The sequence below is a fragment of the [Actinomadura] parvosata subsp. kistnae genome (assembly GCF_900323885.1).
Classification (GTDB): Bacteria; Actinomycetota; Actinomycetes; order Streptosporangiales; family Streptosporangiaceae; genus Nonomuraea; species Nonomuraea composti.
Window position 1 is genome coordinate 1,115,887 of record NZ_OOHJ01000018.1, and the last position, 21,866, is coordinate 1,137,752.

A 21,866-nucleotide genomic window follows, 5' to 3' on the forward strand; every position below is an offset into this window, starting at 1 on the left:
CTCCTGGACGGGGATCTCAACTACCCACGAAACGGCCTCATAACCCGAAAGGGTGAACGAGCTGGTCAGGGGCGGCAGAAAAGGGGCGAGCAGGGGCCGGAAACAGCCCCCGCCCGCCCCGAAGATCCCGCAGAGCTGCCGGGAAGAGCCCGGAGATCCCGAAGGGCCCGAGGGGTTACTTGGCGCGGGCCACGCCGTCCACGCGCGCCTGGGCGGCCACGGCGGCCGTCACGGCGGGGGCGACGCGCTCGTCGAACGGGCTCGGGATGATGTACGTCTCCGACAGCTCGTCCCTGACCACCCCGGCCAGCGCGTTGGCCGCGGCCACCTTCATGTTCTCGGTGATCGCGGTGGCCCGCACGTCGAGCGCGCCCCGGAACACCCCGGGGAAGGCCAGCACGTTGTTGATCTGGTTGGGGAAGTCGGAGCGCCCGGTGGCGACGACCCGGACGTGCTTGGCGGCCACCTCGGGGTGCACCTCGGGCGTCGGGTTGGACAGGGCGAACACGATGGCGTCGGGCGCCATGGACGCGATCGCCGCCTCCGACACGGTCGAGCCGGACAGCCCCAGGAACACGTCGGCGCCCTCCAGGGCCTCCTCGGTGGAGCCGGTGTGGCCGGCCCGGTTGGTGTCGCGGGCCAGGGCCTGCTTGACGGGGTTGAGGCCGTCTCTGCCCTCGTACAGCATGCCCTTGGAGTCGGAGACGGCGATGTCGCCGATGCCCGCTTCGAGCAGGATGCGGGTGACGGCGACGCCGGAGGCGCCGGCGCCGGCGACGACGGCGCGCAGGTCGCCGAGTGCGCGGCCGGTGAGGCGGGCGGCGTTCTGGAGGGCGGCCAGCGCCACGATCGCGGTGCCGTGCTGGTCGTCGTGGAAGACGGGGATGTCGAGCAGGCTCCGGAGCCGGTCCTCGACCTCGAAGCAGCGGGGGGCGCTGATGTCCTCGAGGTTGATGCCGCCGAACGAGGGCGCCAGGCGCACCACGGTCTCGACGAGCGCGTCGACGTCGGTGCAGTCGAGGCAGAGCGGCACGGCGTCGACGCCCGCGAACTCCTTGAACAGCAGCGCCTTGCCCTCCATGACGGGCATGGCCGCGGCGGGGCCGATGTCGCCGAGGCCGAGCACGGCGGTGCCGTCGGAGACGACGGCGACGACGTTGGAGACCCAGGTGTAGTCGTCGGCCAGCTCGGGCCGGTCGGCGATGGCGGTGCAGACCCGGGCGACGCCGGGCGTGTACGCGAGCGACAGGTCGTCGGCGTCGCGGACGGGAACGGTGGAGCGGATCTCGATCTTGCCTCCCTTGTGCAGGGCGAAGGCCGGATCGAGTTCGGGTGTTTCGGCGGATGCGGAAGCGGACGTGGCAGCCACAGCGACCCCTGTAGTCATCGGTAGCGGAAGAAACCTTCGGCGGACGAGCGCGAGCGGGCTGGCTTCGGTAGCTGCCAGGATCCCCTCGCCGGTCGTCTGGTGAGGGGGTTCGGGGGTCACCCGTGCCCCCATAGTGCCACATGCTGAGATGGTGTTCGGTGTCGCCGCTGACGCCGTTCTGTTGACGCATCGTTAAATCGAAGATGACGGACCGCAGCTAAACCCCATCTAAACTGCACAAAACGCAAGTTTCATGGCTTTTCACATCGAGGAGGCCGTACATGGCCCTCAGACCCTTGAGCCGCCGTGGCTACGCCGCCGGCGCGCTCGCCTTGGCCACTGCGCTCACGCTGACCGCGTGCGGCAGTGACAGCGGCTCGGGCACCGGCACGACCAGCGCGAGCGCCTCGGCAGCGGGCGGCGTCAAGCTGGTCCAGCCCGGCAAGCTCACGGTCTGCACGAACATCCCGTACGAGCCGTTCCAGTTCAAGGACGCGAGCGGCAAGATCGTCGGGTTCGACGTGGACATCGTCGACCTGGCCGCGAAGAAGCTGGGCGTGACCCAGAACATCGTGGACATCGACTTCGCCGTGATCAAGAGCGGTGCCGCCATGGCGGCGGGCAAGTGCGACGTCGCCGCCGCCGGCATGACGATCACCGACGAGCGCAAGCAGAACATCGACTTCTCCGACCCCTACTTCGACGCCACGCAGGCCCTGCTGGCCAAGAAGGGCACCGGCGCCGCCTCCCTGGCGGACGTCAAGTCCAAGGGGCTCAAGCTGGGCGCGCAGGCCAGCACCACCGGCCTCGACTACGTCAAGAAGCAGGGCTTCAACCCCACGGAGTACGCCGACTCCGCCAAGGAGCTGCTCGCCCTGCAGGCCGGCCAGGCCGACGTGATCGTCCAGGACCTGCCCGTCGTCCTCACCTGGCTGAAGAAGCCCGACATCGCCGCCAAGTTCGAGATGATCGGCAGCCTCGACACCGGCGAGCAGTACGGCATCGGCCTGAAGAAGGGCGCCGACCCCGTCCTGCTCAAGACGATCAACGAGGAGATCGCCAAGGCCAAGCAGGACGGCACCTACGAGAAGATCTACGTGAAGTGGTTCGGCAAGAAGCCCGGCGAGCTGGGCTGACCCATGGCCGACCAGCCGAAGACGGCTGAGCCTGGACGCGCCAGGCTCAGCCCCCGGAAAAAGCAGCAGGTCAGCCGTACCATCCAGTACGTCGTACTGATCGCCGCGCTCGTCGCCGTCGTACTGTACGCCGACTGGGCCAGCCTCGCCCAGAACTTCGCCAAGCCGGACGTGGCGAGGCAGGCGCTGCCCGACCTGTTCACCATCGCGCTGCGCAACACGATCATCTACACGGTGGGCGGCTTCGTCTTCTCGTTCGTCCTGGGCCTGCTGCTGGCGCTCATGCGGCTCTCGCAGGTCCGGCCGTACCGGTGGATCGCGGTCGTCTACATCGAGATCTTCCGCGGGCTGCCCGCGCTGCTGATCTTCCTGATGATCACGTTCCTCCCGCTGGCCCTCCCGGGGTTCGCGGTGCCCTTCGGCACGTACGGGCAGGGCATACTCGGGCTCGGCCTGGTCGGCGCGGCCTACCAGGCGGAGGTCTTCAGGGCGGGCCTGCAGGCCGTGCCCAAGGGGCAGACGGAGGCGGCCAGGTCGCTCGGCATGTCCGCCACCCGCGCCCAGGTCACCGTGGTGATCCCGCAGGCCATCCGCATGGTCATCCCGCCGACCACGAACCAGTTCGTGGCGCTGCTCAAGGACTCGTCGCTGGTGCTGTTCCTCGGCGTGTCCGGCGAGTACGTCGAGCTGGCCAAGTTCGGCAACGACCTGGCGTCCCAGTACGCCAACGCCACGCCCATCATGGTCGCCGGCGTGACGTACCTGATCGTCACCATCCCGCTGGGTTACCTCGCGTCCCGGCTGGAGGGGCGCAAGGGGAGGAACCGATGACCGTCCACGCCATCGAGCTTCGGGACCTGCACAAGTACTTCGGCAAGAACGAGGTGCTCAAGGGCATCGACATGACCGTCGAGCAGGGTCAGGTGGTCTGCGTCATCGGCCCGTCGGGCTCGGGCAAGTCCACCCTCCTGCGGTGCGTGAACCTGCTGGAGGCGCCCACGAGGGGCAAGGTGTTCGTGGAGGGCGTCGAGGTCACCGACCCCGACGTGGACATCGACGCCGTGCGCCGCCGCATCGGCATGGTCTTCCAGCAGTTCAACCTGTTCCCGCACATGACCGCGCTGCAGAACGTCATGATCGCCCAGCAGCGCGTGCTGAAGCGGAGCAAGCGGGAGGCGGAGGTCGTCGCCCGGGACAACCTGGACAAGGTCGGCGTCGGCGCCAAGTGCGACTCGCTGCCCGGCCAGCTCTCGGGCGGCCAGCAGCAGCGGGTCGCGATCGCCCGCGCCCTGGCCATGAACCCCAGCCTGATGCTCTTCGACGAGCCCACCTCGGCGCTCGACCCCGAACTGGTGGGGGACGTGCTCACCGTCATGCGCAAGCTGGCGGAGGAGGGGATGACCATGCTGGTGGTCACCCACGAGATGGGCTTCGCGCGGCAGGTGGCCGACCGGGTGGTGTTCATGGACGGCGGCGTGATCGTCGAGGACGGCGCCCCGGCCCAGGTCATCGGCGACCCGCGGCACGAGCGCACCCGTGCGTTCCTGCACCGCGTCCTGCACCCGGAGGAGTAGCCGGCGCGCTGAAGGGCGGGGCACGCCGGACGCGTCCAAGCGGCGGCCGCCCCGCCTTCCGCCAGCACGGACTTCTGCTGCAATAGACCGGCAGGCTTCTGCTGTAATAGACCGGCATGGACCTCACCTCTTACGCCGAGTGGGCGGTCCGGCTGGCGAACGACCCCGACCCGCCGCCCGAGCTCAGGGGCCTGCGCGACGAGCTGGCCGCCGTGTTCGACGCGGCCGGCGACGATCGTGCCGTCGCCGGCCTGCTGAACGCCCTGCTGGCCCGCTATCCGGTACGCCCGCAGCTGTCGGACCACGACGGCCGCGGCTGGCACCTGCACCTGGCCGAGGACCCGGCGGCGACCGCCGTCATGGGGCTGGCCGCGGTGGTCGCCGAGCTCGGCGTGGACCGTCTCGGCCGCTGCCGGGAGCCGCACTGCGGGCTGGCCTTCCTCGACACCTCCTCCAACCGCTCCCGCCGCTACTGCTCGGCCCGCTGCGCCAGCCGCGCCAACGTCGCCGCCTTCCGCGCCCGCCGCAGGAACGGCGCCTAACGCCGCTTGCCGGACGACCCGCCTGAAGACTTGCGTGCGGAGCGGCGCACGAGCGGCCAGTAGCGCAGCACCACCCGCCCCACGATGTCGTGGACGGGCCCGAAGTCCCAGCTGTCGCGCCGCCCGCTGGCCCGCTGGTTGTCGCTCTCCAGCCACCACCCGTCGGCCCCGTGCCACTGCGCGCGTTTGACGATGAGCCGGTCGGGGTCGCCGGGCAGTCTGGCCACCACGAGGTCGCCGGGGTGCACGGCGGCGCCCCGGCGTACGAGGAGCCAGTCGCCGGGCACCAGCGCGGGCCGCATCGAATCGCCTTCGACACGTACTCTCATCGTCTTGACCCCCTACTCCGCAGGCGTTGGGACCCGAGTAAGGTCGTTGATGGACCAAGCTGATTCAGCATCCAGGAAGGATTTTCTGATGCTCGCACGACTGCTACGACCCAAGCATGTCGCTTCCGCACACTGCGACCTGCCTTGTGGGGTCTATGACCCCGCTCAGGCCCGGATCGAGGCCGAGTCGGTCAAGGCGATCATGGAGAAGTACGCGGCCAACGAGGACCCGGTCTTCCGCGCCCGCGCCATCAAGATCAAGGAGGAGCGGGCCGAGCTGGTCAAGCACCACCTCTGGGTGCTCTGGACCGACTACTTCAAGCCGCCGCACCTGGAGCAGTACCCCCAGCTCCACCAGCTCTTCTGGGACGCCACAAAGCTCGCCGGCGCCGCGGGCGCCAAGGGCACGGTCGACGTCGCCAAGGCCGAGGACCTGCTGGGCAAGATCGACGAAATCTCCAAGATCTTCTGGGAGACCAAGGCCGCCTAAAACGGCACATAAGGCTCTGTGCGGTCACACACCGCACAGAGCCTTTTCCGTTGATGGCGAGTCTGAATCGTCCAAGCACCTCTCAGGGGCGGTAAGTTGCAGTCAGCGTCGGATTCGCGAGGAGGAACGTGACCGAGGAAACCGAGACGCGCGCGGAAGGCGTGGCCGGCATCCGTGACGTGGTGAGCATCAGGCTCCCCGCGGCGAGTGCCTACCTGTCTGTGCTGCGTACGGCTACCGCCGGCCTGGCGGCGCGGCTTGACTTCACCCTGGACGAGATCGAGGACCTGCGGATCGCGGTCGACGAGGCGTGCGCGATGCTGCTGAACGAGGCGGTGCCGGGCACCGACCTCACCGCGGAGTTCGAGCTCACCGGGCAGGAGATGCAGGTCAGGGTCGAGGTCGCCACCGTCGGCAGCTCCGCGCCCAAGCGCGACGACTTCGCCTGGATGGTCCTGACCGCCCTGGCCGACGACGTCGACGCGGTGACCGACTCCCCCGATCGCATGGCGATCGTCCTGCGTAAGCGCCGAGGCGCGGCCCGGGGTACGGCGGGGCCGGCGTGACGGAAAGGACTGGAGCCATGGCCACCAGCGAACACGCCGTACCCGACAGGGTGCGTGCCCGCATGCTCTTCGCCGAGCTGGCCGAGCTGGGCCCCGAGGAGCCGCGCCGCCAGCGCATCAGGGATGAGCTGGTCGAGCTTCACCTTCCCCTGGTCGAATACCTGGCCCGCCGCTTCCGCAACAGGGGCGAGTGGCTCGACGACCTCACGCAGGTCGCCACCATCGGGCTGATCAAGTCCATCGACCGGTTCGACCTCAACCGGGGCGTGGAGTTCTCCACCTACGCCACGCCCACCATCGTCGGCGAGATCAAGCGGCACTTCCGCGACAAGGGCTGGGCGGTCCGCGTGCCGCGCCGGCTGCAGGAGCTGAAGCTCTCGCTGACCAAGGCGATCAGCGACCTGTCCCAGCGCGAGGGGCGCGCCCCGACCGTGGCGGAGCTGGCCACCTACCTCAAGATGACCGAGGAGGAGGTGCTCGAGGGGCTCGAGTCGGCCAACGCCTACTCCACCGTCTCGCTCGACGCGCCCGACTCGGGAGACGACGACGCTCCCGCGGTGTCCGACTCGCTCGGCATCGTCGATGAGTCGCTGGAGGGCGTCGAGTACCGCGAGTCGCTCAAGCCGCTGCTCGAACGGCTGCCGCCGCGCGAGAAGCGCATCCTGCTGCTGCGTTTCTTCGGCAACATGACGCAGTCGCAGATCGCCACCGAGCTGGGCATCTCGCAGATGCACGTCTCGCGCCTGCTCGCCCGCACGCTGGCGCAGCTGCGCGAGGGCCTGACCGCCGACGACTGAGCCCGCCCGTCCGCGCGTCGCCGGCCCCGGGACGCACGATGTGCCGCGAAGCGCGGAAACGGGGCTAGCGGCGCGAACGGCCCGGGTCCGGCGCCTGGTCGTCGGGGTAGAGCGCCTGGGTGGTGGGCGGAGCCAGCAGCGTCACCAGCCCCAGCAGGCCCAGCACGATCACGGGGATCCCGAGCTGCGGCTGGTCCGACGTGACGAGCGTGCCCCCCACGGGCAGCATGAAGATCTGGGTCAGCACCCCGGGCGAGCGCCCCCACCGCTCCACCTTGAAGAGGCCGCCCCAGGCGACCCAGAGCAGGCCGGCCCCGATGAGCAGCCCGAACACCGCCTCGGCGAGGGCGCTGGTGAGGTCGTCGGGTTTCCCTGTCAGGGTCTGCACCGCGACGTAGACGCCGAGACCGAGCGCGACCAGCCCCTCCAGGGCGACGACCGCGGCGGCGATGAGGAGGGTAAGCGGGCGACCGTTCACGTCCGTACCCTACCTCCCGGCCCTGTCGGCACGGAAAATAGGACGATCGGCCGATAAGCCGGACAAGGTCACCGGCTACGCTGGCCGTATGCGCGCAATGCTGCTGGTCAACCCCAAGGCCACGACCACGAATGCCCGCACCCGGGACGTGCTCATCCGCGCGCTCGGCGCGGCGGTCGAGCTCGCCGTCGAGGAGACCCGCTACCGCGGGCACGCCGCGTCGCTGGCGGCCACCGCGCGAGCCAAGGGTTATGACGTGGTGGCGGTGCTGGGCGGCGACGGCACCATCAACGAGACCGTCAACGGCCTGCTGAACCCGGTCAACGGCGAGGACCCGGCCCACGGCGGCAATCCCAGCGCCGGCCGTCCAGGGCTGATCGTCATCCCGGGCGGCAGCGCGAACGTCTTCGCCCGCGCCCTGGGCCTGCCGAACGACCCGGTGGAGTCCACCGGCCAGGTGCTGGAGGCGCTCAGGGAGGACCGGCGCCGGACCGTGGGTTTGGGCCAAGCCCTTTGGGAGGGGCAGAGCCGCTACTTCACCTTCTGCTCGGGGCTCGGCTACGACGCGGAGGTTGTACGGGCCGTGGAGGGCCTGAGAGGCACCGGCCGTAAGGCTACCCCTGCACGGTATGTGAACACGGCTCTGAGGCACTATCTGGCCACGGACAAGCGGCATCCCGCGATGACGGTGACGGGCCCCGGCATCCCGCCCGCCGAGGGGGTGTTCATGGCGATCGTCTCCAACACCTCGCCGTGGACGTACGTGGGCAGCCGGCCGGTCCGCCCCACCCCATGGGCGAGCTTCGAGACGGGCCTGGATCTGCTCGGCCTGCGGCGCATGGGGCCGATGACGCTGGCGAAGACGATCCGGCACATCCTCACGGAGAGTGACATCCTTCCGTCCGGCCGGCACCTCGTGCAGATGCACGACGAGGCCGAGCTGACGCTCACCGCCGACCGCCCCGTGGCCTTCCAGCTGGACGGCGACTACCTGGGCGAACGCGAAACCGTGACATTCCGGTCTACACCGAACGCGTTACAAGTTCTGGTCTAGCCGGTTACATTCGGTCATTGTGTGACGCATCCGACATCCATAACCGCCAAAACTTCCCGCCAACCCTCTTGCGTGCACTCTCCGTGGCTGACAGGCTCGTTCATGACGTCGGAACGTAGGACCTTTAAACACCCCAGGGTCCTCCGATGCTCAGTGGGCAACCCCGGTCCTCACAGGATCCGGGTAATTGTTCGCGCGAGTTAGTGAAACTCTTCACAAAGTAGTAGCCGCACGGAGCCGACCAGAGGCTCCATCTACTAAGGAGTGGACGCATGGACTGGCGCCACCGAGCTGCCTGCCGTGACGTGGACCCCGAGCTGTTCTTCCCGATCGGCAACACCGGCCCGGCACTCATGCAGATCGAGGAGGCCAAGCAGGTCTGTCGTTCCTGCTCGGCCGTCGAGATGTGTCTCAAGTGGGCGCTGGAGTCCGGCCAGGACGCCGGTGTCTGGGGCGGCATGAGCGAGGACGAGCGCCGCGCACTCAAGCGCCGCACCGCCCGCGCCCGGGCCCGCGCCACCGCCTGACCCCCGTAACTCCCCCGAAAAACCGAACCCCGACGCCGGCCGCACCGCAGCAGCGGCCCGCCGACTGTCACTGTGCCGTCAGCCGGGCGGGAGCGGGATCGACAGGGCAACCTCCGTGCCGCCCTCCAGGCGCGGCTCAATGGTGAGCCGCCCGGACAACTCCCCCTCGACCAGCGTACGCACGATCTGCAGCCCCAGACTGGTGGAGCTGTCGAGGTCGAAGCCCCCGGGCAGGCCGCGGCCGTCGTCCCAGACGGTCACGTTGAGCCGCTCGTGCGCGGACTCGACCACCACCTCCAGCCGCTTGGGCCGCCCGTGCTGCAACGCGTTCTGCAACAGCTCGGTCAGCGCCATGGCCAGCGGCGTGGCGATGAGCGAGGGCAGCACCCCGAACCCGCCGACCCGCCTCGGCGTGACGGCCACCTCCGGTGACGACACCTCTCCCGCCATCGCGATCACGCGGTCGGCGATCTCGTCGAAGTCGACGAACTCCTCGGGCGCGTGCGACAGCGTCTCGTGCACGATCGCGATCGACCCGACCCTGCGCACCGCCTCCTCCAGCGCCTCCCGCCCCTCGGGCACCTGCAGCCGCCTGGCCTGGAGCCGCAGCAGCGCGGCCACGGTCTGCAGGTTGTTCTTGACCCGGTGGTGGATCTCGCGGATGGTGGCGTCCTTGGTCATCAGCTCGCGCTCGCGCCGGCGCAGCTCGGTGACGTCCCTGATGAGGACGAGCGCGCCGATGCGGCCGCCGCCGACGATCAGCGGGATGGCCCGGAGCTGCACGATCGTGCCGCCCGACTCGACCTCCGTCTCCTTGGCCGCGCGCCCGCTGGCCACGATCATGAGGTCTTCGTTGATGGGCTCGTCCGAGTAGCAGAGGGTCGCGGTGACCCGGCCCAGCTCGGCGCCGACCAGGTCCGCGTGCAGGCCGAGCCGCCGGTAGGCGGACAGCGCGTTCGGGGAGGCGTAGGTGACGCGCCCGGCCCGGTCGAGCCGCAGCAGACCGTCGCCGACGCGCGGCGAGCGCACCAGGATCGGCTCCTCGCCGGAGAACGGGAAGCGGCCCTCTGCCACCATCTGCGCCAGGTCGGAGGCGCTCTGCAGGTAGGTCAGCTCCAGCCGGGACGGCGTGCGGGCCGAGGACAGGTTCGTGGAGCGCTGGATGACCGCCAGGAAGCGGCCCTCGCCGCCCTCGACCGCCCGGCGCACAGGGATGGTCTCCTCGCGCACCGGCACGCCGGTGGACCAGTCGGGGTCGCCCTCGCGGCAGATGCGGCGCTCGTTCCAGGCCGTGTCGATGAGGGCCCGCTCGCCCTTGGCGGCCACGGTGCCGACGATGTCGTCGTGGTAGACGGTCGGGCCGGTCGTCGGCCGCATCTGGGCGATCGCGATCCAGCCGCTCTCCCCCAGCAGCGGCGCCCACAGGATGAGGTCGGCGAACGACAGGTCGGCCAGCAGCTGCCAGTCGGAGACCAGCGAGTGCAGCCAGTCGAGATCTGCCTCGTCGAGCGCTGTGTGACGGGCTACGAGGTCGCTGAGAGTCGGCACGAGTGCATCATGCGTGCTTTCCCCCGCAACAACCAAACCGACTCCCGGTCAGAGGGGGCGGGCTTGAGCCGATAGGGGACGAGCAGGCAGGGTTCACCACAGCGGGGGCATAACACCATACTGTGGAGGGTCAATCTCATATTGTGAGAACCGTCACACGGGCGCAGCCGCCGGTTCCCAGGGTGGAGCGGTGCACGGCCAGCCGGAGGTGATCCACACGGCCAGGTGGTTCTTCCGCGACACGGCGCGCGGACCGGCCTCGGTTGCGATCGCGCACGCTGCTGTGGATATCCTTCACAATCAACCTGAGCTGCCCGGATCCGCGTGTGCTCACACCCGTACGCGCCCGGAGCCTGCGGGCCGCTCCAGCCCGCGGTTGACCGCTCGGGCCAAAGTGAGTTCCGATGATCTCGCGGTGATCAGACACGCCCTCACCGCCGTGGCAGAAGTGAAGGTGAGAGCGTGACAGACGACAGCCCCCGCGTTCCCAAGTACTACGACGTGAAACGGGCCCTGCTCGAGCTCACCAAGACCCTGCCCGCCGGCACGGCCCTGCCGCCCGAGCGCACGCTCGCCGTCCGCTTCGAGACCTCGCGCACCACCGTCCGCCAGGCGCTGACCGAGCTGGTCGTCGAGGGGCGGCTGCTGCGCATCCAGGGCAAGGGCACGTTCGTGGCGCAGCCCAAGGTGGCCCAGGTGCTGCAGCTCACCTCGTACATCGGGGATCTGCGCACCGCCGGGCTGGAGCCGGACACCAAGATCCTGGAGATCGGCTACATCACCGCCGACGAGGCGCTCGCGCGGCGCCTGGCCATCAACCCCGGCGGGCGGGTGCTGCGCATCCACCGGCTCAGGCTCGCCAACGGCGAGCCCGTCTCGATCGACACCACCCACCTGTCCGCCCGCCGCTTCCCCCGGCTGCGGCGCGAGCTGGAGGTGCACGCGTCCCTGTACGAGACGCTGCACAACGCCTACAACGTCCGGCTGACCGACGCCGAAGAGATCATCGAGACCGTCCTGGCCACCCCCTACGACGCCAAGGCCCTGGGCGTGGACGTCGGCCTGCCCATGCTCCTGCTCACCCGGCACGCCTTCGACGCCGACGGCAACCCCGTCGAGTGGGCACAGTCGCTCTACCGCGGCGACCGGTACAAGTTCGTCACCCGCCTGCGCCGCCCATGAGCGTCCTCGTCGTCACGGGCACCGGCACCGGCGTGGGAAAGACGGTCGTGACGGCGGCGCTGGCCGCGCTGGCGCTGGCGCGCGGGTCCACGGCGGCGGTGGTCAAGCCCGCGCAGACCGGGCGGGCGGCCGGCGAGCCCGGCGACGTGGACGAGGTCATCCGGCTGTCCGGCGTCACCACCACCTTCGAGCTCGGCCGCTTCCCCTGCCCGCTGCCGCCCGCCGCGGCCGCCAGGGCCGCCGGGACGCCGCCGGTGTCGCTGTCGGCGGCCGCGACGCTGGTGCGGGAGCTGGCCGCGAGCAACCGCCTGGTCGTCGTGGACGGCACCGGCGGGCTGCTCGACCGCTACGACGAGGAGGGCGCCACGATCGCCGACCTGGCCCGCGCCCTGCGCGCGCAGGTCCTCGTCGTGGCACGGGTCGGCGGCGACACCGTCAACCACACCGCGCTCACCCTGGAGTCCCTGGCCCACCACGGCCTCGACCTGGCCGGGATCGTCATCGGCCGCTGGCCCGCCGCTCCCGGCCCGGCCGAGCTCAGCAGCGTCGCCGACCTGGAGATGCTGGCCGCCCGGCCGCTGGCGGGTGCGCTGCCCGAGGGTATGGGCGGCCTGCGCGACCGCCGGGCGTTCACCGAGGCGGCGCGGCAAGGGCTCGGCGTCACGCTGGGCGGCGCGTTCAGGGGGCCCCTGTCCTGAGGGTGGGGCTAACCCCACCTCCCACCGGCACACCAGACCCATTTCACGTCCTCGCTCACGGTCAATACCTTTGAGGCATGAAAGTCCCCCGCCCCTGGTCGGCGCGAGCCTGGCTGGACACGGCCCATGTGATGATCGGCTTTCCGGTCGCCGTGCTGCTCGGCGGGCTGACGCTGACGCTGGCCGTGGCGCCGCCCGTGCTGCGGCACGCCCTGCCCTGGTTCACCCGGGTGCAGCGCTCGCGGCTGCACGCCTTCCAGGGCGTGCGCATCCCGCCCGTGCCCGCCCCGACCGGCTGGCGCGACTCGCCGACGTGGCGGCAGATCGGCTACCACCTGCTGTCGCCGGTGGTGGGCCTGGCCGGCGCGGTCCTGGTGGGGCTGGCGTGGGGCGGGGCCATCGTGGGGCTGCTGGCGTTCCTGCCGCCGAAGCTGGAGGAGCCGCCGCTGGAGTTCATGTTCAACCTCAGGGACAACCGGGTCCAGATCGTCTTCATGCTGATCGGGCTGGCGCTGCTGGTGCTCGCGCCGTTCCTGGCCCGCGGCATGGCCGCGCTCGACCTGTCGGTGGCCCGTACGCTGCTCGGCCCGAGCCGTACGGAGCTGGGGCAGCGCATCGAGACGCTGACCGAGAGCCGGGCCGGCGTGATCGACGCGGCCGACGCCGAGCGCCGCAGGATCGAGCGCGACCTGCACGACGGCGCCCAGCAGCGGCTCGTCTCCCTGGCCATGAACCTCGGGCTGGCCAGGGCCACCCTGACCGACCTGCCCGAGCCGGCCAAGGAGGCCATCGCGCAGGCGCACGAGGAGGCCAAGCAGGCGCTCAAGGAGCTGCGCGACTTCGTCCGCGGCCTGCACCCCGCCGTGCTCAACGACCAGGGGCTGGACGCGGCGCTATCGGGCGTGGCGGCCCGCGCGCCGTTCCCCGTCAAGCTGACGGTGGACATCGAGCGGCGGCCCACCCCGACGATCGAGGCGGTGGCGTTCTTCACCGTCTCCGAGGCGCTGACGAACATCGCCAAGCACGCGGCGGCCACCAAGGCCGAGGTGCTCGTGCGGCGCGAGCGCGACCGCCTGCACGTGCTCGTGCACGACGACGGGTGCGGCGGTGCCAGGATGGACGGCGGTACCGGGCTGCGCGGCCTGGCCCAGCGCATCGACTCCGTCGACGGGCGGCTGAAGCTGTCCAGCCCGCTGGGCGGACCGACGACGATCGAGGTGGAGCTGCCGTGCGAGTAGTGCTCGCAGAGGATTCCGTACTGCTGCGAGAGGGCCTGATCCGGCTCCTGGCCGCGGCGGGCATGGACGTGGTCGCGGCCGTGGACGAGGCTGAGGGGCTGCTGCGGGCGGTCGAGGAGCACCGGCCCGAGCTGGTCGTCACCGACGTCAGGATGCCGCCCACGCACACCGACGAGGGCCTGCGGGCCGCGCTCGTGCTGCGCCGCCAGCAGCCGGGCCTGGCCGTGCTCGTGCTCTCGCAGTACGTCGAGGAGCGCTACGCCGCCCAGCTCCTCGCGTCGGCCTCGGCCGGCGGCGTCGGCTACCTGCTCAAGGACCGGGTGGCGGACGTCGCGGAGTTCATCGACGCGCTGCGCAGGGTCGCCTCCGGCGGCACCGCGCTCGACCCCGAGGTGGTGGCCCAGCTCCTGCTGCGCGGCAACAGCGACCCGCTGGAGCGGCTCACACCCCGCGAGCACGAGGTGCTCCAGCTGATGGCGGAGGGCCGCTCCAACGCCGGCATCGGCCAGGCCCTGGTGCTCAGCGAGGGCGCCGTGGGCAAGCACATCGGCAACATCTTCACCAAGCTCGACCTGCCGCCCGCCGAGGGCGACCACCGGCGGGTGCTCGCCGTGCTGCAGTTCCTCAAGATCCGGAGCCTGCCGTGAGAGCTCTGTGGCTCGCGGCCGGCACCGTGGCCACCGTGGTCGTGCTCACGGTGTCCACCGTGGGCCTCTGGAACGGCTTCGCCGGCGCCAGGACCCCGACCGACGTCACCATGAGATCCATCCCGTTCGACGGCCAGGAGCTGCGCGTCAAGACCGGCAAGGGCCAGGTGAACCTGTGGATCGTGTCGGGCAAGGCGGGCGAGCTGCTCATCCGGCGGTCGCTGAGCTGGTCCCGCGACCGGCCCACCGTCACGGAGGACTGGGACGGCGCCGCCCGCACGCTGCGGCTCGACGCCGTGTGCCTCGGCTACGACCAGCCGGACGGCCCGATCTGCGAGGCCGACTACCTGGTGGCCGTGCCGCCCGAGACCTCGGTGGAGGCCGCCACGTCCGTCGGCCAGCTCACGGTGGACGAGCTGTTCGGCGACCTGCGCCTGACCTCCGTCTCCGGTGACGTCAACGTCAACTCCCTGGCCGGCGACCTCTACGTACGCACCGGCACGGGCCGCGTGGACGGCGACGGGCTGCGCGGCGCCCGGGCCGACGTCGAGGTCGGCTCCGGCGACGTCGAGCTGGCCTTCCGCAGCGCCCCCTCGGAGGCGAAGGTGGTCGTGCGGACGGCGGGCGACGTCTCCCTCCAGGTGCCGCCCACCGAGTACGACGTGGCCGTGCAGGGCGCCAACACCACGGTCGACGTCAGGCACGCCCCCGGCGCGTCAAGAAAGATCACCGTGACCGCCCCCGACGGCCTCGTGAACGTGTGCTGCCGATGAAGACCTGTTTACCCGTGTGACTGGTTGGTAAGTTCCCGGCATGGAGTCTGCGAAGCACGCCGGTGACGCCGCCGTCGCCGTGTCCAAGGCCTATGGTGTCGAGACCATGTTCACCCTGTCGGGAGGGCATGTCTTCCCGCTCTACGACGGAGCGGTGCACGAGGGCATGCGCATCCTCGACGTACGCCACGAGCAGAGCGCCGTCTTCGCCGCCGAGGCGACCGCCAGGCTGACCAGGAAACCGGGCCTGGCCGTGCTGACCGCGGGCCCCGGCATCACCAACGGCGTCAGCGGCGTCGCGACCGCCCACTTCAACGGCTCCCCCGTGGTCGTGCTCGGCGGGCGGGCGCCCCAGTCCCGCTGGGGCAGCGGCGCGTTGCAGGAGATGGACCATCCGCCGCTGCTGGAGCCGATCACCAAGCTCGCGTTCACCGCCTCCGGCGCCGAGTCCGTCGGCCAGGACGTCGAAGTGGCCTTCCGCACGGCGGTCGCGCCTCACCGCGGCCCGGTCTTCCTCGACTTCTTTATGGACCACCTGTTCTCGCCCGCGCCGCTGCACGACGTGAGCACGCAGTCGCCGTCGCCGCTGGAGCCCGACCCCGACGCCCTGGCGAGCATCGCCCGGCTGCTGGCCGAGGCCGAGCGGCCGGTGCTGGTCTACGGCTCCGACGTGTGGATGGACCGCGCCGAGGAGGCCGCCCGCGACTTCGCCGAGACGTGGCGGCTGCCGGTCATCCCCAACGGGCAGGGCCGCGGCATCCTGCCGGCCGGCCACGAGCTGCTCGTCACCCGCGCCCGCGGCCTCGCCTTCGGCCAGGCCGACCTGGTCATCGTGGTCGGCACGCCGCTCGACTTCCGCCTCGGCTACGGCTGGTTCGGCGGCAAGGACGGCGCGCCGCTGGCCAGGGTGGTGCACATCGCCGACGCGCCCTCGCAGCTGGCCACGCACATGCAGCCGGCCGCGTCGGCCGCCGGCGACCTGTCGGTGGTGTTCTGGGGCCTCGGCACCGCCTGCGGCGAGGCAGGCGTCAAGCCCGACGCGTACGCGTCCTGGGTGACGAAGCTGTCCGAGGCCGCCTCGGCCGCGATCGAGGGCGACGCCGAGCTGCTGTCCTCCGGCTCCGACCCGATCCACCCCATGCGGATCTACGGCGAGCTCAACCGCGTCCTCGACGACGACGCCGTGGTCATCGGCGACGGCGGCGACTTCGTCTCCTACGCCGGCAAGTACGTCGAGCCGAAGCAGCCCGGCAACTGGCTCGACCCGGGCCCCTACGGCTGCCTCGGCACCGGCCTCGGCTACTCCATCGCCGCCCGCCTGGCCAGGCCGTCCTCGCAGGTGGTGCTGCTGCTCGGCGACGGCGCCGCCGGCTTCTCGCTGATGGACGTCGACACCCTCGTCCGCCACAACCTGCCGGTCGTGATGATCTGCGGCAACAACGGCATGTGGGGCCTGGAGAAGCACCCCATGCAGATGTTGTACGGCTACGACGTGGCCGCCGAGCTGCAGCCGCAGTGCCGCTACGACCAGGTCGTGACCGCGCTCGGCGGCGGCGGCGAGTTGGTCACCAAGCCGTCGGAGATCGGGCCCGCGCTGCGCAGGGCGTTCGACTCCGGTGTGCCGTACCTGGTGAACATCGCCACCGACCCGCAGATCGCCTACCCCCGCAACACGACGGGGGTGTGACTACCCCTTCGGCGTGGAGGTGGGCGTGGGCGTCGTCGCCGTGGGCGAGGGCGAGCCGTCCTCGGGGCAGACGCTGTCGACCACGACGAGCGTGACCGTGGTGCCCTTGGTGACCGGCTTGTTCGCGCCCGGCGTGGTCGCCTTGACCCGGCCGCAGCGCATGCCGTCGGTGGTGGTGGTCTGGTCGTCGGGGTTCGACAGCAGGCCGGCCGCCTCGATCATGTCCACCGCCTCCAGGTAGCGCCTGCCGACCACGTTCGGCATCAGCACCTTGTTGCCGGACGCGGTCGGGCTCGGCGACTTCGACGTGGACGGCGGAGGGGTCGAGGGCGTGCCGGACGGCGTCTTCGTCGGCTCCTCGGTCTTCTCCGGCACCTGTTGCGACCTCGTCGGCGGCCGGGTGGTCGGCCGCGGCTCCTCCGTCGTCGGGTCGGGCTCGGGCTCCGAGGTCTTGGACGGGGGCCTGGCCGTCTTGGTGGGCTTGGTGTCGTTGCCCTGGTAGGTGGCGGTGACCGTGGGCTCAGGAGCGCCGAGGGGCATGCCCGTCAGCGCCACTGCGGTGGCGCCCGCGCCGAGCACGACCGCCGCGGCGATGCCCGCGATCAGCCCGGTCCTGCGCGGCGCCTTGGCCGCACGGCGGCTCCCGCGCCGGTCGGAGATCGTGGTGTCCTCGTGCGCCATCCTGGCGCCCGTCTGGTACGGGCCCGAGTCGTGCTGGCCGGCCGCCTGCTGGTACTGCTGCTGTTGCTGGTACTGGCCGGTCGGCTGTTGCTGGTACTGCTGACCGGTCGGCTGCTGCTGGTACTGCTGCTGCGGCGGCTGGGCCATCGTGGAGCCGGTGGCCAGCTCGGGCACGGCGGGCGCCTGCCCGCTGGCGATCGCCCTGGCGGCCTCGCTCATCGCGCGGGCGCTCGGGTAGCGCCTGGCCGGGTCCTTCGACAGGGCGATGTCCACCAGCGTGCGCACCGCCTGCGGGATGTCCTGGGGCAGCGGCGGCGGGGCCTCGCGGATGTGCTTGAGCGCGATCGTGACCGCGCTGTCACCGTCGAAGGGCCGCTGGCCCACCAGGCACTCGTACGCGACCACGCCGAGCGCGTAGATGTCCACGGCGGGCGTCACGGGAGCGCCCTCGGCCTGCTCGGGAGCGCAGTAGGCGGCGGTGCCGAGCACCATGCCGGCGTCGGTGAGCCGGCTGGCGATGTCGGAGCGGGCGATGCCGAAGTCGGTGAGGACGAGCGTGCCGTCGCGCTGCACGAGCAGGTTGCCCGGCTTGACGTCGCGGTGGACGATGCCCTGGTCGTGCACCGCCTGCAAGGCCGAGGCGGCCTGCGCGATGAGCTCCATGGCGGGCTGCGGCGGGATGCGCCCCAGCCGGCCGAGCAGACGGTCGAGCGGCTCGCCGTCGACGAACTTCATCACCAGGTAGACGGTGTCGCCGCTGACGCCGTAGTCGTAGACGTCGACCACGCCGGAGTGGTTGATCGTGGCCATCGCCCGCGCCTCCCCCTGGAAGCGAGCGACGAACCCGGGGTCCTGCATGCGGCCTGGGAGCAGCACTTTGACGGCGACGGTGCGTGCGAGCACGACATCCTCGCCCCGCCACACCTCACCCATGCCACCGGCGCCGATGCGGGTATCCAGCCGATACCGCCCCGCCAGCGTCGTCCCTTGGGCCACCATGATTCCCCCGCTACCCCCCTACCATCCGTAACCCTCTTACCTCGCCCACCCCGCGGATCTCCAACAAAGCGAAGTTTTGTCGCGGTGAGGTAACACAGTGGTCACGGAACTCAGAGAGTGTACGACTCACCTGACCCACATGCCACTCAAATGCCTCAAGCCGTACAAAGCCTATCCTGGGGCCTTCCGGCGGTACTTGTCCGCGTTTCCGGGAACTCGGCGACCCCATGAGAGGCTCATCTCATGACGCTCACTCCAGGTCTGCGCGCTCACCTGCTCATCATGGTCGAGATGGAGGACACCGCGAAGCGGATCGGCAGCGGGGACGTGCCCGTGCTGGCCACGCCCCGGCTGCTCGCGCTGGCGGAGGCGGCGACCGTACGCGCCGTCGAGAAGCACCTCGCGCCCGGCGAGACGTCCGTCGGCACCCGGGTCGAGCTCGACCACCTGGCCGCCAGCCCGCTCGGCGCCCACGTCCAGGTGAGCGTGGAGCTCGTCGAGGTGGACGGGCGGCGGCTGGTCTTCGCGTTCGAGGCGCACGAGCAGAGCACGGTGGTCGGCAAGGGCAGGATCGAGCGCGTCGTGGTCGACCGCGCGAAGTTCCTCGCGCGCGCCACTCGCTGAGAGCGCGCCATTTGCTGAGAGCGCGCGGCTCGATGACGGCGCGCCCCCCTTTGCCGGCGCCCACCTCGGCCGGTGATCACACCCGGCCGCGGTCGATCACCCGGGCCAGCGCCTCGACCGCGTGCGGATCGTACGCGCTCCCTGACGACAGCCGGATCCGCTCCAGCGCCGCCCCGCCCCGGTCACGGTCGGTGGAGGGCCCCACGAGGTCGTCGTAGGCGTTGGCCACCTTGATGATGCGGCTCGACAGCGGCGGGTCGTCGGTGATCGGGTCGCACTGCCGGCTGACCACCTCGGCCACCCGGTCGAGCACGCCCGTCTGCCTGATCACCTCCGCGCCCAGCTCCGCGATGCGGCGGGCCTGCTCGGGCTCGGTCAGCACGGTCGCCCCGCCGGGGATCGGGTCGCGCAGCGAGAGCTGGCCGATGTCGTGCATCAGCGCGGCGTACTCCAGCTCCAGCAGCTCGGGCTCGGCCATGCCCAGCTCCCTGCCGATGGCGACCGCCAGGCGGCTGACCCGGCGCGAGTGCCCCGGCTCGACGTAGCCGCCCACCTCGGTGACCCGCGACAGCGCGCGCACGGTCTGCAGGTAGGTGGCCCTGATGCCGGCGTACTTGCGGAAGGCCACCTGCGTGACCAGCAGCGGCGCCGCGAACACCAGCAGCGCCACGAGGTCCATGCTGTGCGTGGCCAGCGCGAGCAGCACGCCGGAGGAGGCCACGGCGGCGCCCAGCGGGAAGGCCATGTTGATCTCGTCGCGCACGGCCACCCTGAACGCCGTGCGCACCTGCTCGGCCCGCAGCAGCGCGGCGATCAGCACGTCGATGAGCAGGGTGATCGCGATGAGCGTGACCATGACCACGAGCGCCGGCCACCACGTGCGGGTCGGCGGCTTGGTCATCTCGTACAGCGGGGCCGCCAGCGGCCGGAACGCGAAGGCCAGCAACGCGCCGGTGAGCAGCCGCCTGGCCATCGCGTCGAGGCGCGGCGGCCGGCCCACCGCGAGGTGCGGGAGCGCTCCCGCCGTCATGCCGACGGCGATCACGGCCACGACCTGCAACGCGGGATGCTCCAACGGGGTCTGGCTGAGGTCGAGCAGCAGCGTGTAACCGAGCGCCGCGGCGGCCCCGATCGGCGCGACCTCCCTGTTGCCCGGCATGGTGAGCCTGGCCAGCTCCCCCACCGCGATCAGCGCCCCGAACCCGACCGCGATCTCCGGCTGTGTGAGCCCCACCGCCGCCGTGTGCGCCACGCCCACCAGCGCGACCAGGCCGGCCGCGCAGATGAGCAGGAGCTGGCCGGAGTCGAGGCGGCGCAGGACCGTGCTCAGCGAGCGCCCGGTCGTGCGCCTGACGCGCTCAGTGGTGATCATGATCCGGTCACGACCTGGATGGGCATCGTCGGGTCGTCGTGGTCCTTGATCGTCGCCTCGGCGGCGTCGGGCGGCGGCTGGTCCGCGCGGCGCGGCGGCTGCCACGGCTCACGCTCCAGCGCCCGGATGAAGGCCGCCACCATGACCGGGTCGAAGTGCGTGCCCGCGCTCTTGCGCAGCTCCTCGACGGCCTCGGGCACCGGACGCGCGCCCCGGTAGGAGCGGTCGGAGGTCATCGAGTCGAACGCGTCGGCCACCGCGATCACCTTCGCGAACTCGGGGATCTCGTCGCCCGCCAGCCCCATCGGATAGCCGGTGCCGTCGTGCTTCTCGTGGTGGTGCATGATGCCGGCGTACGCCTCGTCGAGGAAGCCGATGCCCCGGACGATCTCCAGCCCGCGCATCGGATGCAGCTGGATCGCCGCGAACTCCTCCTCGGTGAGCGGCCCGTCCTTCTGCAGCACCTTCGTCGGCACGCCGAGCTTGCCCACGTCGTGCAGCATGCCGGCGTACCGGATGGCCCGCACCCGCTCCACGCCCATGCCGATCTCCTGCGCGATCATGGACGAGGCGTGGGAGACGCGCGTGCAGTGGCCCCTGGTGTAGTAGTCCTTCGTCTCGACGGCCTGGCAGAGCGCGGCGATCGTGGCGTCGTACGAGCGCTGCTGCGCGTGGTACTGACCGAACGCCCACCGCGCCACGAACAGCGGCAGCAGCACCAGCACCGCCGAGATCGACGCCACCGTGGCCCACAGGCCCGCCACCAGCAGCCCGAACGTCCCATAGCCCAGGTACGACAGCAGGAACTGCGCCATGCCGCGCATCGGCACCTCGGTGGCCCGCACCCGCGTGGCCAGCCCGACCATGGTGAGCGTGAGCGCGATGTTGAGCGGCACGAACACGGCCGTGGCGGCGGCGTACGGGCCGATGAGGTCGTCGAAGGCGTTGACCTCGGGCACGCCCACGCGGCCGTCCAGCGCCTCGTAGACGCGCCCCGCGACGAAGCCGCAGATGGCGAACTGCGCGCCGTTGAACAGGCGTTTGATCAGCGGCAGGCCCGGCCGCACGCTGAGCACCGCCGTCAGCCCCACCAGCGCGGCGCCCCCGGGCCCCAGCAGCACCACGGCGGCCAGCGAGGCCGAGAAGCTCACCGACACCGCGAACTGCTCCACGTTCAGGAGCGTCGGCATCGACTCGCACACCAGGAACAGCAGGGCCAGCACCAGGAGGATGTCGAGGTCCTGCGTGGCCACGGGCGGGCCCGAGACCATCACGCCGCGTACGACGAGAGCGGCCGCCGCGGCGATCACGGCGACCAGATAGACCCTTGCGGGCCACGGCAGATCACGCATTGCGGCCCCCCACGGCGATCAGGTCCAGGACACCCCAGGAGGAAGAACCGCTCCGGCGATCAGCATGACCACCGGGGTGATCAGCACGACGGCCGTGAGCAGCCGGGCGACCGTAACCTTGGACATCCACATGCCTCCACGTCGACTTGTGGGGTTCACGCTACAGAACCGGACGTGGCCGTATGGGCTGAGTCGGAAATCGC

23 protein-coding genes are annotated in these 21,866 nt (G+C 71.0%); 16 read left to right on the forward strand and 7 right to left on the reverse strand.

The genetic code is table 11. From position 1 onward, the window contains the following. Window positions 1–175 precede the first annotated feature (175 nt). Window positions 176–1,369, reverse strand: a complete 1,194-nt coding sequence (locus KIS93_RS25150; protein ID WP_418113646.1) for an NAD(P)-dependent malic enzyme — start codon at window positions 1,367–1,369, stop codon at window positions 176–178. 281 nt (window positions 1,370–1,650) lie between these two features. On the opposite strand from KIS93_RS25150, the gene KIS93_RS25155 reads away from it, so the two are divergent. From KIS93_RS25155 to KIS93_RS25170, 4 genes are all read left to right on the forward strand, one after another. After that, window positions 1,651–2,505 (forward strand): ABC transporter substrate-binding protein, encoded by an 855-nt coding sequence (locus KIS93_RS25155; RefSeq protein WP_080045353.1) that lies wholly within the window; start codon window positions 1,651–1,653, stop codon window positions 2,503–2,505. A gap of 3 nt (window positions 2,506–2,508) precedes the next feature. Continuing rightward, window positions 2,509–3,336, forward strand: a complete 828-nt coding sequence (locus KIS93_RS25160) for an amino acid ABC transporter permease (RefSeq protein ID WP_080045352.1) — start codon at window positions 2,509–2,511, stop codon at window positions 3,334–3,336. Next, window positions 3,333–4,079, forward strand: a complete 747-nt coding sequence (locus tag KIS93_RS25165) for an amino acid ABC transporter ATP-binding protein (RefSeq protein WP_080045351.1) — start codon at window positions 3,333–3,335, stop codon at window positions 4,077–4,079. The genes KIS93_RS25160 and KIS93_RS25165 overlap by 4 nt, the downstream gene beginning before the upstream one ends. 116 nt (window positions 4,080–4,195) lie before the next feature. Further along, on the forward strand, window positions 4,196–4,621 hold the full coding sequence (locus tag KIS93_RS25170; protein ID WP_080045350.1) for a CGNR zinc finger domain-containing protein: 426 nt from the start codon (window positions 4,196–4,198) through the stop codon (window positions 4,619–4,621). On the opposite strand, the gene KIS93_RS25175 is transcribed toward KIS93_RS25170, so the two are convergent. Continuing rightward, complete coding sequence (locus tag KIS93_RS25175; RefSeq protein ID WP_080045349.1) at window positions 4,618–4,950, reverse strand: S24 family peptidase; 333 nt, start codon at window positions 4,948–4,950, stop codon at window positions 4,618–4,620. The two genes, KIS93_RS25170 and KIS93_RS25175, sit on opposite strands and share 4 nt — an antisense overlap. An 88-nt stretch (window positions 4,951–5,038) precedes the next feature. On the opposite strand from KIS93_RS25175, the gene sodN reads away from it, so the two are divergent. The 3 genes from sodN to KIS93_RS25190 all read left to right on the forward strand — a co-directional run bounded on the left by sodN (window position 5,039) and on the right by KIS93_RS25190 (window position 6,803). Beyond that, window positions 5,039–5,440 carry a superoxide dismutase, Ni gene (sodN, locus tag KIS93_RS25180; protein WP_080045348.1) on the forward strand — a complete coding sequence of 134 codons (402 nt, stop codon included), beginning with the start codon at window positions 5,039–5,041 and terminating at the stop codon, window positions 5,438–5,440. 128 nt (window positions 5,441–5,568) lie between these two features. Beyond that, on the forward strand, window positions 5,569–6,006 hold the full coding sequence (locus tag KIS93_RS25185) for an ATP-binding protein (protein ID WP_080045347.1): 438 nt from the start codon (window positions 5,569–5,571) through the stop codon (window positions 6,004–6,006). 17 nt (window positions 6,007–6,023) lie between these two features. Beyond that, a complete protein-coding gene (locus KIS93_RS25190; protein ID WP_186404427.1) occupies window positions 6,024–6,803 on the forward strand; it encodes an RNA polymerase sigma factor SigF in 780 nt (259 codons plus the stop codon). A gap of 64 nt (window positions 6,804–6,867) precedes the next feature. Here the strand turns inward: KIS93_RS25190 and KIS93_RS25195 are convergent, their stop codons facing one another. Further along, on the reverse strand, window positions 6,868–7,281 hold the full coding sequence (locus KIS93_RS25195) for a hypothetical protein (RefSeq protein WP_080045345.1): 414 nt from the start codon (window positions 7,279–7,281) through the stop codon (window positions 6,868–6,870). Window positions 7,282–7,369: 88 nt separating this feature from the next. Here KIS93_RS25195 and KIS93_RS25200 point away from each other — a divergent pair, with 88 nt between their 5' ends. Both KIS93_RS25200 and KIS93_RS25205 read left to right on the forward strand, forming a co-directional pair. Continuing rightward, window positions 7,370–8,335 (forward strand): diacylglycerol/lipid kinase family protein, encoded by a 966-nt coding sequence (locus tag KIS93_RS25200; RefSeq protein ID WP_080045344.1) that lies wholly within the window; start codon window positions 7,370–7,372, stop codon window positions 8,333–8,335. Window positions 8,336–8,607: 272 nt separating this feature from the next. Beyond that, window positions 8,608–8,862: a WhiB family transcriptional regulator gene (locus tag KIS93_RS25205; RefSeq protein WP_080045343.1), complete on the forward strand. Its 255-nt coding sequence runs from the start codon at window positions 8,608–8,610 to the stop codon at window positions 8,860–8,862. A gap of 78 nt (window positions 8,863–8,940) precedes the next feature. Here KIS93_RS25205 and KIS93_RS25210 read toward each other — a convergent pair whose 3' ends face one another. Then, window positions 8,941–10,410, reverse strand: coding sequence for a PAS domain-containing sensor histidine kinase (locus tag KIS93_RS25210; protein ID WP_080045342.1), 1,470 nt, complete (start codon window positions 10,408–10,410; stop codon window positions 8,941–8,943). 462 nt (window positions 10,411–10,872) lie between these two features. Between KIS93_RS25210 and KIS93_RS25215 the strand changes: the two genes are divergently transcribed. The 6 genes from KIS93_RS25215 to KIS93_RS25240 all read left to right on the forward strand — a co-directional run bounded on the left by KIS93_RS25215 (window position 10,873) and on the right by KIS93_RS25240 (window position 16,635). After that, entirely contained in the window at window positions 10,873–11,592 is a 720-nt protein-coding gene (locus KIS93_RS25215; protein WP_080045341.1) for a GntR family transcriptional regulator, read from the forward strand. Further along, a complete protein-coding gene (bioD, locus tag KIS93_RS25220; protein WP_080045340.1) occupies window positions 11,589–12,290 on the forward strand; it encodes a dethiobiotin synthase in 702 nt (233 codons plus the stop codon). Before KIS93_RS25215 ends, bioD begins: the two co-directional genes overlap by 4 nt. Before the next feature lie 77 nt (window positions 12,291–12,367). Then, entirely contained in the window at window positions 12,368–13,528 is a 1,161-nt protein-coding gene (locus tag KIS93_RS25225) for a sensor histidine kinase (protein WP_080045339.1), read from the forward strand. After that, the gene (locus KIS93_RS25230) at window positions 13,519–14,175 is read left to right on the forward strand and encodes a response regulator transcription factor (protein WP_080045338.1); all 657 of its coding nucleotides are present in this window, start codon (window positions 13,519–13,521) and stop codon (window positions 14,173–14,175) included. The genes KIS93_RS25225 and KIS93_RS25230 overlap by 10 nt, the downstream gene beginning before the upstream one ends. Further along, window positions 14,172–14,948, forward strand: coding sequence for a DUF4097 family beta strand repeat-containing protein (locus KIS93_RS25235; RefSeq protein WP_080045337.1), 777 nt, complete (start codon window positions 14,172–14,174; stop codon window positions 14,946–14,948). The genes KIS93_RS25230 and KIS93_RS25235 overlap by 4 nt, the downstream gene beginning before the upstream one ends. A gap of 40 nt (window positions 14,949–14,988) precedes the next feature. After that, window positions 14,989–16,635: an acetolactate synthase gene (locus KIS93_RS25240; RefSeq protein ID WP_080045336.1), complete on the forward strand. Its 1,647-nt coding sequence runs from the start codon at window positions 14,989–14,991 to the stop codon at window positions 16,633–16,635. Here the strand turns inward: KIS93_RS25240 and KIS93_RS25245 are convergent, their stop codons facing one another. Next, window positions 16,636–18,315, reverse strand: coding sequence for a serine/threonine-protein kinase (locus tag KIS93_RS25245; RefSeq protein WP_080045335.1), 1,680 nt, complete (start codon window positions 18,313–18,315; stop codon window positions 16,636–16,638). 243 nt (window positions 18,316–18,558) lie between these two features. Here KIS93_RS25245 and KIS93_RS25250 point away from each other — a divergent pair, with 243 nt between their 5' ends. Beyond that, complete coding sequence (locus KIS93_RS25250) at window positions 18,559–18,939, forward strand: thioesterase family protein (RefSeq protein WP_080045334.1); 381 nt, start codon at window positions 18,559–18,561, stop codon at window positions 18,937–18,939. Window positions 18,940–19,015: 76 nt separating this feature from the next. Here KIS93_RS25250 and KIS93_RS25255 read toward each other — a convergent pair whose 3' ends face one another. Beyond that, the gene (locus tag KIS93_RS25255; protein WP_080045333.1) at window positions 19,016–20,311 is read right to left on the reverse strand and encodes an HD-GYP domain-containing protein; all 1,296 of its coding nucleotides are present in this window, start codon (window positions 20,309–20,311) and stop codon (window positions 19,016–19,018) included. Then, window positions 20,308–21,663: an HD-GYP domain-containing protein gene (locus KIS93_RS25260; protein ID WP_080045332.1), complete on the reverse strand. Its 1,356-nt coding sequence runs from the start codon at window positions 21,661–21,663 to the stop codon at window positions 20,308–20,310. The genes KIS93_RS25255 and KIS93_RS25260 overlap by 4 nt, the downstream gene beginning before the upstream one ends. Window positions 21,664–21,866: the final 203 nt, after the last annotated feature.